The 10,370-nt window shown below is 68.5% G+C and carries 11 protein-coding genes; 5 read left to right on the plus strand and 6 right to left on the minus strand.

The window, feature by feature from the left end; genetic code table 11:
- The first annotated feature begins 312 nt into the window (after positions 1 to 312).
- Both DD1DGNOD_RS14030 and DD1DGNOD_RS14035 read left to right on the plus strand, forming a co-directional pair.
- Positions 313 to 519: a BldC family transcriptional regulator gene (locus DD1DGNOD_RS14030; protein WP_131766822.1), complete on the plus strand. Its 207-nt coding sequence runs from the start codon at positions 313 to 315 to the stop codon at positions 517 to 519.
- A gap of 185 nt (positions 520 to 704) precedes the next feature.
- Entirely contained in the window at positions 705 to 1,517 is an 813-nt protein-coding gene (locus DD1DGNOD_RS14035; RefSeq protein WP_131766823.1) for a methyltransferase domain-containing protein, read from the plus strand.
- A gap of 11 nt (positions 1,518 to 1,528) precedes the next feature.
- Here the strand turns inward: DD1DGNOD_RS14035 and DD1DGNOD_RS14040 are convergent, their stop codons facing one another.
- On the minus strand, positions 1,529 to 1,747 hold the full coding sequence (locus tag DD1DGNOD_RS14040) for a hypothetical protein (RefSeq protein ID WP_131766824.1): 219 nt from the start codon (positions 1,745 to 1,747) through the stop codon (positions 1,529 to 1,531).
- Between the two features lie 233 nt (positions 1,748 to 1,980).
- On the opposite strand from DD1DGNOD_RS14040, the gene DD1DGNOD_RS14045 reads away from it, so the two are divergent.
- Both DD1DGNOD_RS14045 and DD1DGNOD_RS14050 read left to right on the plus strand, forming a co-directional pair.
- On the plus strand, positions 1,981 to 2,634 hold the full coding sequence (locus DD1DGNOD_RS14045; protein WP_131770347.1) for a class I SAM-dependent DNA methyltransferase: 654 nt from the start codon (positions 1,981 to 1,983) through the stop codon (positions 2,632 to 2,634).
- A gap of 217 nt (positions 2,635 to 2,851) precedes the next feature.
- On the plus strand, positions 2,852 to 4,180 hold the full coding sequence (locus DD1DGNOD_RS14050; protein ID WP_131770348.1) for a hypothetical protein: 1,329 nt from the start codon (positions 2,852 to 2,854) through the stop codon (positions 4,178 to 4,180).
- Between the two features lie 80 nt (positions 4,181 to 4,260).
- Here the strand turns inward: DD1DGNOD_RS14050 and DD1DGNOD_RS14055 are convergent, their stop codons facing one another.
- The 4 genes from DD1DGNOD_RS14055 to DD1DGNOD_RS14070 form a co-directional block, all read right to left on the minus strand.
- The gene (locus DD1DGNOD_RS14055; RefSeq protein WP_206443163.1) at positions 4,261 to 5,085 is read right to left on the minus strand and encodes an abortive infection family protein; all 825 of its coding nucleotides are present in this window, start codon (positions 5,083 to 5,085) and stop codon (positions 4,261 to 4,263) included.
- A 136-nt stretch (positions 5,086 to 5,221) separates the two neighbouring features.
- Positions 5,222 to 5,773, minus strand: coding sequence for a nitroreductase family protein (locus tag DD1DGNOD_RS14060; RefSeq protein WP_131766826.1), 552 nt, complete (start codon positions 5,771 to 5,773; stop codon positions 5,222 to 5,224).
- Between the two features lie 168 nt (positions 5,774 to 5,941).
- Positions 5,942 to 6,868 (minus strand): EamA family transporter, encoded by a 927-nt coding sequence (locus DD1DGNOD_RS14065; protein WP_241251499.1) that lies wholly within the window; start codon positions 6,866 to 6,868, stop codon positions 5,942 to 5,944.
- A gap of 43 nt (positions 6,869 to 6,911) precedes the next feature.
- Entirely contained in the window at positions 6,912 to 7,670 is a 759-nt protein-coding gene (locus DD1DGNOD_RS14070) for an iron-containing redox enzyme family protein (protein WP_131770349.1), read from the minus strand.
- Between the two features lie 125 nt (positions 7,671 to 7,795).
- On the opposite strand from DD1DGNOD_RS14070, the gene DD1DGNOD_RS14075 reads away from it, so the two are divergent.
- Positions 7,796 to 8,413 carry a CGNR zinc finger domain-containing protein gene (locus DD1DGNOD_RS14075; RefSeq protein WP_131770350.1) on the plus strand — a complete coding sequence of 206 codons (618 nt, stop codon included), beginning with the start codon at positions 7,796 to 7,798 and terminating at the stop codon, positions 8,411 to 8,413.
- A gap of 526 nt (positions 8,414 to 8,939) precedes the next feature.
- Here the strand turns inward: DD1DGNOD_RS14075 and DD1DGNOD_RS27040 are convergent.
- A partial coding sequence (locus DD1DGNOD_RS27040) for a WD40 repeat domain-containing protein (protein WP_165036714.1) occupies positions 8,940 to 10,370 on the minus strand: 1,431 nt, incomplete at its 5' end.

The raw sequence follows: 10,370 nt of genomic DNA on the forward strand, positions 1-10,370 counted from the left end.
CTTCACCGTTTCTGCTCAGCCGGTTGTCCCTGCTGCCTGGCTCTTCCCACACTTTCTCCCGCTCTCCACCCACCTAACCAGATATCACTCTGGGTAACTGTTGAAAAGCAATCGTTAAATAACATGATTGCTGCGCCCGGTCGGCTGTCGCGCCGGCGATGCCCGACGAGTGACTCGCCACGGACCGTAGCGCCACCCCGATGGACGTGACCGGACTCGTCGGGACATGACCCTGCCGGGCCGTGCCCGAATTGCCCCCGAAAGAAAAACCGTTTGTATATTAGACGTCAACACTCTGTGATAGGAGACCTTATGACATCGGCACGAATACCACAAATCGCACCGCTGCTGACACCCGCCGAGGTAGCCACCATGTTCCGGGTGGACCCCAAGACCGTGACCCGCTGGGCCAAGGCCGGGAAACTGACCTCGATCCGCACTCTCGGCGGCCACCGCCGCTACCCGGAAGCCGAGGTCCGCGCGCTCCGGGCCGGCGTCCCCACCGGCGACGCGGCCTGACCCAGCACACGTCGCACCCCGCCGAGGCGCGGCGCGGGGCTCCCCGCTGGCGGGACGGCAAGGATCCTTGACCGCTCCCACCGTCGCGGGGGAGCCGCGGGCCGTCCCTGGCGTCCGTCACGACAGCGCCGGTAGCAAAGCAGCGCACAAACAACGCCAATGGCGTTCAGGAAAGGACCCGTGCGATGACCGACCGTGACCTCCAGCTCTCTACCCTGCCGTGGCTTCTGGACCACCACGAGGCGAAATACCTCGACCGGCGTCGGATGGTAGACGACCTGGCGCTCAGGCCGGGAGACGCGGTCCTTGACCAGGGATGCGGCCCAGGCCTGTGGACGTCGATGTTTGCCGAGAAAGTCGCGCCGGGCGGGACCGTCGTCGGGTTCGACATATCGCAGGAGCTGATCGACTACGCTGTCACCCACCTCACGGGTCATCCGCTGCGTAACAGCATGCAGTTCGAGGTGGGGACCTTCGAGGCGACGCCGTTCGATGATGCCGCTTTCGACACCGTTTTCCTCGGGAACTGCTGCTGCTACGCCGCCGATCTGCCGGTCGTCCTGAAAGAAGCGAAACGCGTGTCGCGGGAACGTGTGGTCTCGAAGGATTTCGACGACGGTGCGATGATCTTCTATCCGGTGGGCGAACACCTGATGGCGAGGATGCTGGAGGCGGCCGCACGGGCGGTGACGGAGAATCCGCCGGAACCGCCATTTGACACCTTCACCGCCCGCAAGATGCACGGGGCCTTCCGCTCCGTCGGGTTCCAACAGGTGACGACACGACCGTATGTGGTCCAGATGACCTACCCGCTGTCCGCAGCGGCGAAACGGTACCTGATCGCGAACGCGACATGGCTGGCGGCCACCGCCGAGCCGTACCTGTCCGAACAGGAGCGTCAACAGTGGGAGAGCGCGTTCGACCCGGTATCCGGGGTTCTGGACCGCGAGGACTTCTACTTCTGCATGATGGAGACGCTGACCGTGGGGAGGGTATGACGCCGCGTGGGTCAGTCCTCGCCGACCGGGTGGGCGACCATGCGGCGGCGCCGCGCGCATACCACGCCGTCGCCGAACTGCCCGTGCTGGATCGCCGTCCCGCCGCCGTCCACCCCCTCCGCGCCTTGAAGAAGCGTCGTGTCGTCCCTTCCGTCGGCGCGACCGGAGGGCACTGTTGCGTTGACGCGGGACGAACGATCTTCGCTGCAAATCTTCCTGTGGGATGGCATCCCCCGGCGTGTCCTTGGGGGTCTGCCGCCCGGGAACGCGTTTTCCCGGGCGTTATAAACCAGGACAAACAGGATCTGTGACCGGCCCCGGTAACTGGCAGGGTTCCGGCCGCGCTGTTTGGCAGGGTCGATGACCGAGGGGTTCAGCTCGAGGTCGTGGGCCACTGGGCGATGTTGTGACCGCCCCCGGAGGTCGGCAGGGTGGCACGGCTGCGGGGTTATGGTGATCGGCCATGGCTGAACCTGCCCCGACCTATCTGGCCACCGTCGCGGCGGCGTACGACGGTGTCGCCGACGTCTACGCCGAGCATTTCGCCGCCGTTCTCGACCGTCAGCCGCTGGAGCGTGCGCTGCTCGCCGCGTTCGCCGACGTCGTGCGTGACCTCGCCGGCCCGGTCGCAGACCTCGGCTGTGGGCCTGGCTATGCGACGGCCTACCTGCACAGGCTGGGGCTGGACGTGTTCGGTGTTGACCTGTCACCGGCGATGGTCGCGCTGGCCCGGAGCGCTCATCCAGGGCTGCGGTTCGACGTAGGCACGATGACCGCGCTGGACCTACCGGACCGCACGCTCAGCGGTGCCGTCTCCCGCTACTCGCTCATCCACATCCCGCCCGCCGATGTCCCCGCGGTCCTCGCCGAGGTCTACCGCGTCTTGGCGCCCGGCGGCCACCTGCTGCTCGCCTTTCTTGCCGCGGACGAGCCCGCGGCCGAGGTGCAGGCCTACGACCATCGAGTGACGGTCGCCTACCGGTGGTCGCCCGATCATCTGGCCACGCTGGTGAGCCAGGCAGGGCTCGTCGAGGTGGCCCGGCTGGTGCGAGCACCTGTGGAGGAAGAACGAGGTCAGCAGGCACAGCTACTGGCCCGCCGCCCGAAGGAGGCGTAGGCCTCACGCCAGCCGGCGCGGGGTCCATCCGTGCGCTATCTGGGGTAGGAACCGAATACGGGGTCGAGGAGGATTTGGTACAGCCGTTGGCGCCAGCGATGATCATGCGTGGCCCGGACCGCAAATTCGTTTCAAGATTTTTTGTCGTTCTGGGTGCTCGCCGGCGGCTAGGGGTGAGGCGGTCATCCCGACCGCCAGGAAGGAAGCCCTCCGACCCATGACCGAGAGCACCGTTCCCGACCCCGAGTCCGGCGCTGCCGCGGAGCCCGGACCCGCTCCTGACCCTGCACTTGTCGACGTCGACCTGGACCTCGACGCGGCGCTGGAGCAGGCCCCGGGCGGCCTGTCCGTCGGCGAGCTCCTGGACACGCTCGACCTCCAGCCGCTGACCCGCACGATGCAGGATGCCGTCGCCGCCGTCACGGCCGACGTCCGCGGGTCGCTGTCGGCGTCGCTGTACGAGGTCGGCCTGGGGAAGACGTTTCCGGCCACCCGGCTGCTCGGCGACTCCTGGATCGCCGACCTCCAGAAGGCCACGGCGAAGCCGCTGATCGACGCCAGCCCCCTCCTGGCGAAGTCGTTCTCGCCCGCGCAGATGTTCGGCGACGCGCTGCGACTTAACGACCAGCTGCGCGGGTCGCTGTCGAAGTCGCTCTACGAGGCAGCCGGCCTGGGGAAGACGTTCTCGGCTGCCCGGCTGCTCGGCAACACGTTCGACAGCATCAAGATGGCCATGCCGATGCTCGACGCGGGCGCCCTGCTGGCCCAGTCGTTCACCTTCAACATCAACACGATCCTCGGGTCGCTCGGCGACCTGTGGACCTCGACGCTGTTCGACCAGGTCCACACCTGGCTGGCCGACTTCGACTCCGGGCCCGGCCTGGCCCGTGCCTGGGCCCGGCGCGCGCTCGGCGCGGTCCGGCGGGCCCGCCGCGCGGCCCTCGCGGGCCGCCTGCGCGAGGTCGAACGGTTCATCGAGATCTACCTCGACGACGAGGTGGAGGCCTACCTGGCCCGGCTGGGCCAGTTCGAACGCGGCGCGGTCGCCGGGCACGACTACCGGCGCGCCGAGGCGGTGACCGCGGTGGTCTTGGCGCTGCTGTGCCTGCCGCCGCTGCCGGACGACGAGGAGGCCGACGGGCTGGTGGTCCTCGACGAGCTCGGCGGGCTGGTCCGCGGCCAGCTGGCCGGCTTCCAGCCGACGTGGCGTCACGTGCGCGGCGGCCGCGCCGTGCAGACCTTCGACGAGCTACCCGCGTCCTCGGCGGACACGCTCGTCGACGTCGACCTCACGCCTGGGGAGTACGCCGACGACCGGCTCGGCCACGTCGCCCGGATGCTCAAGCCCGACGAGCTGGTCGTGATCGAGACCTACGCCGACAACCTCGGCAGCCTGACCTGGCCCGGCGCCGCGGCAGCCGCCGGCTACCCCGACCGCTTCGGCGAGCACGTCCGCCGGAAGCGCAAGACGCTCGCCGGTGAGCTCGAGCGGCGCGCGGTCGCCCAGGCCCACACCGAGGACCGCTTCGGACGGCCGTGGCGCTGACCACACCCAGTGCCGGGTCCGTGCCACCAGCCGCCACGTAGAAGTCGGAGAGTCCATACAGCCGTAGGCGCTAGCGATGATCAGGGGTTCTTGTGCCAGGGGGCGTCGGGGTCGGCGAGGGTGTCGAGGACGAGCTGGCACCAGGTGAGAGCGGCGTTGACCGCGAGGTGGGCGTGGCGCGGGCCGAGGCCTGCCCGGGTGACTGCCGGGCCGTGGCCGGTGCCGGCACGGTTGCGGAGCTCTGCGACGCCGACCGCGATTCCGGAGACCGCTCCGAGGATCTTCTTCACCGCCTCGCTGCCGTCGGGTCCGGGCGTGACGGCTGAGGGGTGCAGGCCGAGCGCCTGCTGGGCCTGGCGGATGAGCGCGGGGACGTCGTCCTTGTCGTTGACCGGCAGGCCGCGTTCGGTCAGGACGACCTTCGCGGTGCTCTCGATCAGCTCCTTCGCGCTGCCGATCGCGAGCGCCGGGTCGTCGACGACCGCGCGCTGGATCCGGTCGAGGTGCTCGCGGATCGCGGACGGGTCCTTCAGGGCGCTCAGGGCGATGTCGGGCAGGCGGGGGCCGATCGGGGCCAGGTGGCCGGTGTCCTCGTCGAGGACGTAGCCGTCGCGCCGCAGGGAGGTCAGGACCCTGACCCGGCCGACGTCGTCGGCGGTGAAGTCGTCGAGCAGGCGCTCGAAGACCCGCAGCGCCCGCGCGAGGTGGGTGGGGTCGGTCCAGTCGACGGCTTCGAGGTACTCCTGAGTGAGGGTGCGGCGGGAGCTCGAGTCCTCGTAGGTGCAGCCAGGGTTTGGGGCGAAGCCCTCGTCCTGGAACGCCGCGCCGATCCTGCCGAGCGTGCTGTCGGTCATGAGGTCGCGGAACAGGCCGCGGGTGGTCCGGCTGATCAGTTCGGCGCTCACGATGCTTCTGCCTTGGTCCGGGCGGCACCGGCGGCGGGCCGGTTGCCGGCCCGCCGGTGGGCAGTGTTGACAGCTCGGCGTCGGGGCCTGTATCTCTACCTCCCACCCTGATCCAACAAACTACCGCTAGCCAGGCTTACCTGCCAGGGACGAACGCGGAGAGCCGGCCGGTGATGTCGTCAGGAGTGCGCCGTCGCAGGGCTTTGGTCCGCTCCGGAGTGCCGATATAGACCCAGCCCAGCAGGCGTTCGCTCTCCTGTAGACCGAACATCTGGCGGACACGAGGGGAGCTGGTGAATGCGCCGGCGCGCCAAATGCTGCCGAAGCCGCGAGAGTGCAGCAGCAGCATCAGGGAGTGGGCCATGGCTCTGGTGGCGGCCAGCTGCTCCCATTCGGGGATCTTGTGGTCGAGTCGCGGTGCGAACACCAAGGTGGCCAGCAGCGGTGCCCGTAGGGCCTTGGCAGCTGTCTGATCACGTCGCTCGTGATCAGCGTTGTCGGCGAAGCACGCGCCGAGGGCGTGACGCCCCGTATCGCGGACCAGGATCCACCGCCATGGCCGGAGCATGCCGTGATCGGGTGCTGTGGCGGCCGCTTGCAGCAGGTGGGCGAACTCCTCGTTGCTGGGGGCCGGTTCGCTCAGGTGGTGCTCGCTGCGGCGGGTCAGTACTGCCGTCATGACATCCATGGCCTCGTCTTTTTCTTTCTGTCGCTGCGGTACCAGCAGCGGTTGTGAGGGGCGGGAGATCTGACCAGGCCGTACCGAGAGATCGGGTCGGCACTGGCCCTGGAGCGAACGTCGTGAGGGCGAGCGGGCGTGGTCGGCGGGAACGCGACCTGTTCCTCAGGCTTGCGCCTAATGCTCGGTGTCCTTGATCGGCGGGCCGTCGCCGGCCGATACCGGTGCGGGGGAAAGGATGGGGGCGCTGCGCGGGGAGCGGCTCACCGACCAGGCGCTGGCGAGGACCACCAGGGCAATCGCGCAGGCTTGGCGTACGGCGAGGTGTTCATGGAGTACAGCGAACCCAACGCCTGCTCCAACGGCGGGGCTTAGCGCGAGCAGCACTCCGAAGGCACGCGTGTCGATGCGTCGCAGGACGGCCATGTCCAGTGAGTACGGGATCAGGGAGGACAGCAGGGCCACCCCAAGACCGGTCTCGAGGACGGCTGGGTGCTCTGCTATGGCGCCTCCATCGGTGACGGCAGCGACTGGCGCGAGGATGCAGGCCCCGACGGCCAACGCCACCGCGAGGCCGCTCCAGTCGGGGAACAGGCGCCCGACCTGCTGATTGAGGACCACGTACCCGGCTCGGCACAGCGCGGCCAGCACGCCCAGGAGGATCCCGAGGGGGGAGAGCGATGCACCCGAAGTGGTCAGCAGCAGCACACCGGTCAGGGCCAGCAACGCCGCTGCGAGGTGTTCCAGCCGGTGGGACAAGACGATCGACAACACCAACGGGCCGAGTAACTCCAAGGTGGCGGCCACGCCGATCTGCAGGTGGCTGATTGCCTGGAAGTACGCCATGTTCATGGCCGCGAAGACGAGGCCGAGCGAGATCACGGCCCGCCATTGGCGGGCCGTGATCTGCCGCAGGCGCGGACGGACCAACACCCACATGATCATTGCCGAGAAGGTGAGGCGCATACCGGCCAGGGCCGTGGGACTGACATGGTCATAGGCTCCCTTGGCCACGGCCGATCCCACCTGCAGGCTGGTGATCTGAGCCAGCACCAGCACGGGAGCTACAGCGGTGCCCTCCCGGGACGGACGGACGGTTCTCACCGACTTTGCTCCCGGCCTTCTCGTCGCTCTCAGGAACCTGCGATCAACGTCGCCGACGCATCTCGTCGGCCACGCCCTGCCAGTAGTCGACTGTCAGGTCCAGGAACCGGGTGAACCCCTCCGTCACGGCCTTGAGATCTTCCTCGTTCCCACAGACCGCCGCCGCGGAGATCACGGCCTCAGCCTTGTGGTCCTTCTCCGCCTCGCCGATGTGGATGTAGAAGTATTCGCAGGCCTCGTGGAACTCGTCGTCGCTGTCATAGACGCTCTTGTAGTTGCGCACCCCTTCGTACAGGCGGGTGAGCATCGAGTACGCCAGGTGTTCCTGAGCGAGCAGGGCGCCCTGCACCACCCGCTGATCGTCTGAGGTGAACAGCTCCCGTTGCCCCGTGCTGAAGGCTGTCGTGGTCGGCAGCGGGGGCGCTGCTCTGATGTCCTCGATCGGTACGGAAGCACCCTTCAGCCGCGTGAGCAGGTCGCTGAGGAAGGACTCCAACAGCACCAGGTGGGCCTTCTCGGGGTTGCCATTGCCGTACTCGGAGTACAGGTTCTTCACGCACTCCACACGGGCGTTCAGATCAGCGGTGTTGAGCACCGAAAGCGCCACCATGACGCTGGTGTTCACGGTGCGTGCGAGGTACTGCTCGACGAAGACCCGGACTTCCAGGTAGGACAGCGGCCCACCTATCCAGCGCGTGTAGAACTCGTTGTTCAGCGCCTCGTGCTTGTGGACTGAGGCGGCCAGATCGTTCACGTGCTGGTCGATCGTGGAGCAGCTGCGTTCCGGTGCGATAACAGACATTGGTGGATCTACACCTCATTCTCCGTTGAGACATGCACGAACCACGCAGGGTGGCCTGGGCTACACCTGATGCTGTTCAGGCATATGCCAGACAGCAGCCTCCTCAAGAGTGGTGCAATAGTCTTATGCAGTTCAACCATTACGGGGGCGAGGGCGCGCAACTGGCCGCCGACCTGGTCAATGTGTCTGCTCCGTTGACAGCGGCTGAGCTGGAACCCGTCCTGGCCTCGCACGGGATAGTGGAGCGCTCTCTGACGGCCGCACAGGCGAGGGGGACCTGGGCATGGAGTCGACGACTCGCTCCCTGCTTCGGTCCGCAAGATTTGGAACTGCGCTGCCAGAGGATCAACAAGCTCCTGGCCGACGCCTTCAGCCAGCCCCACATCTCCCTGCATGACGGTCACCCCCACTTGCACTACAGCGACGCCGACGCCGACACCCACATCCGCACCGTCACCATCGCCGGAATCGCCTACGTCGTGTGCTTCGCCGGTGCTACCCGACTTGGACGATGCGCTCGCCGTGCCTGCGATCGGTCCTTTGTTGACACATCCCGCAACGGCCGACGCACCTACTGCTCGGTGCGCTGCGCCAACAACGACGCCGTCGCACGCCACCGTGAGCAACGTCGGAGCGGCAACCAGGAGACCGGGACAAAGCGTGCGAGGGCTACGCCGCGAGCGCGGCCGATTCGGTCGGGTGTGTCCGTTGACAGCGAAGATTGCCCGGCCGTAGCGCTGTGACCAGGCTGGACATGTTTGAGTGGCACGGCGTCGTCGATCGGGGCGAGGCTCGGTGCCGGAAGATTGATCGTCTGTGCCAGTCAATTCGGTCCGGGTCTGCCGCCTCGCTCGGGTGGGTGCCGTGGGTAGGACTCCAAACCCGGAGCAGTCAGGACAGACGATCGCGTCAGCAGCCTGATACACCATCTACAGGCCAGATCATCTACGCGGCGGGCCGACTTCGGTGGCACAGACGCGCAGTGAGCAAGATTGAATGACACACGAGCAAGATCCAGTGTCAACGGACAGGCTGGGTGGCTTTGGCGGTGAGTTGTGACCGCAGATGTCGGTCAGTTCGGACCACACTTATTGATCAGAACCACTCTGGTCGTCTGCCCGGCGGTTCCCCTTTTGCAACATCATCGGAGGGGTCGGGTGCTCCCACCCCGGCGGGCAGAATATCCAGCTATGTCTAGTTTGCTGGGGCCTGGTAAGGGAGCGGGTTACCGGGCCCCAGACCCGGAGATCCTGGACCGGCGACGGCGGGTCAGTCCACCGCCCACAGCCGCACCGTCCGGTCGCCGACGTAGCCGCCGCTGGCCAGGGTCCAGCCGTCCGGGGCGAACGCCACCGAGTCCACGGTGTCGGTGTGGCCGGTCAGCGGCGCGCCCAGCAGGCGGGGGGCGGTCCGGTCGGTGACATCCCACAGCCGCACCGTCCCGTTGCTGCCGGGAGCGCCGGCGCCGGCGCTGGCCAGGGTGCGGCCGTTCGGGGCGAACGCCACCGACCACACCTGGCCGGTGTGGTCCAGCGGCGCGCCGAGGAGACGGGGGACGGCCGGGTCGGCCACGTCCCACAGCCGCACCGTCCCGTTGCTGCCGGCGGTGGCCAGGATCTTCCCGTCCGGGGCGAACACCACATCGTTCACCCAGTCGATGCGGGGGGTCAGCGGGGCGCCGAGGAGGCGGGGGTTGGCCGGGTCGGCCACGTCCCACAGCCGCGCCGTCTTGTCGCTGCCGCCGGCGGTGGCCAGGATCTTCCCGTCCGGGGAGAACGCCACCGCGGTCACGTCGCCGGTGTGGCCGGTCAGGAACCGGCCGAGGAGACGGGGGACGGCCGGGTCGGCCACGTCCCACAGCAGCACCGTCTTATCGATCTTACCGGCGGTGGCCAGGATCTTCCCGTCCGGGGAGAACACCGCATCTTTCACCCAGCCGTTGTGGCCGGTCAGCGGTTTGCCGAGCAGGCGGGGGTGGGCCGGGTCGGCCACGTCCCACAGCCGCACCGTCCCGCCAGCGCTGGCCAGGATCTTCCCGTCCGGGGCGAACACCACCGCGGTCACGTCGCCGGTGTGGCCGGTCAGCGGCGCACCCAGCAGACGGGGCTTGGCTCGGTCGGTCACATCCCACAGCCGCGCCGTCTTGTCGCTGCCACCGGCGGTGGCCAGGATCTTCCCGTCCGGGGAGAACACCATCGCCGACACGGGGCCGTCGTGGCCGGTCAGCGGCTGGCCCAGCAAGCGGGGGGTGGGAGCCGGCGACTGCCGGGTGGCGGTGGGCGGTGCAGAAGGAGCCGACGACGCGGGGCCGGTGTGGGTGGTCGGCGGCTGGCTCGGCAAGGGGCGGTCGGGAGCCGGCGTCGGCGGAGTGGAGGTGGCCGGCGCCGGGGGGTGGGCACTGGATCCGCTCGGATTCTCCCTCCCCAGGACGGTGAGGACGATGCCGGTGACGGCAAGGAGCAGGATGACGGCGGCGAATAGGCGGCGCCGCGGCCAGCCGAGGATGCGGCGACCAGGCGTGGTGCGCTTGGGGATGGGAGGGTCGCCGCTGCCCGCGCCGGCGGACGGGGGGACGGCTGCCGGCGGCGCCTCCACCCGCGGTGGGGGGACGGCTGCCGGCGGGGGTGTCCGGGCGGTGACCGGCGGCGCCTGCGCTGGAGAGCGGGCAGTGTCGCGTGCCGGTAATCCGGCCGGCGGCGG

It is taken from the genome of Candidatus Protofrankia californiensis (assembly GCF_900634765.1).
GTDB lineage: Bacteria > Actinomycetota > Actinomycetes > Frankiales > Frankiaceae > Protofrankia > Protofrankia californiensis.

What these genes read in the sequence shown, in the direction of transcription:
- DD1DGNOD_RS14050 (WP_131770348.1), top strand. Translation starts at nt 2,852, where the DNA reads ATGACCGAGAGCACCGTTCCCGACCCCGAGTCCGGCGCTGCCGCGGAG.
- DD1DGNOD_RS14070 (WP_131770349.1), bottom strand. Translation starts at nt 7,670, where the DNA reads ATGTCTGTTATCGCACCGGAACGCAGCTGCTCCACGATCGACCAGCAC.
- DD1DGNOD_RS14045 (WP_131770347.1), top strand. Translation starts at nt 1,981, where the DNA reads ATGGCTGAACCTGCCCCGACCTATCTGGCCACCGTCGCGGCGGCGTAC.
- DD1DGNOD_RS14060 (WP_131766826.1), bottom strand. Translation starts at nt 5,773, where the DNA reads ATGGATGTCATGACGGCAGTACTGACCCGCCGCAGCGAGCACCACCTG.
- DD1DGNOD_RS14040 (WP_131766824.1), bottom strand. Translation starts at nt 1,747, where the DNA reads ATGCCATCCCACAGGAAGATTTGCAGCGAAGATCGTTCGTCCCGCGTC.
- DD1DGNOD_RS14035 (WP_131766823.1), top strand. Translation starts at nt 705, where the DNA reads ATGACCGACCGTGACCTCCAGCTCTCTACCCTGCCGTGGCTTCTGGAC.
- DD1DGNOD_RS14030 (WP_131766822.1), top strand. Translation starts at nt 313, where the DNA reads ATGACATCGGCACGAATACCACAAATCGCACCGCTGCTGACACCCGCC.
- DD1DGNOD_RS14075 (WP_131770350.1), top strand. Translation starts at nt 7,796, where the DNA reads ATGCAGTTCAACCATTACGGGGGCGAGGGCGCGCAACTGGCCGCCGAC.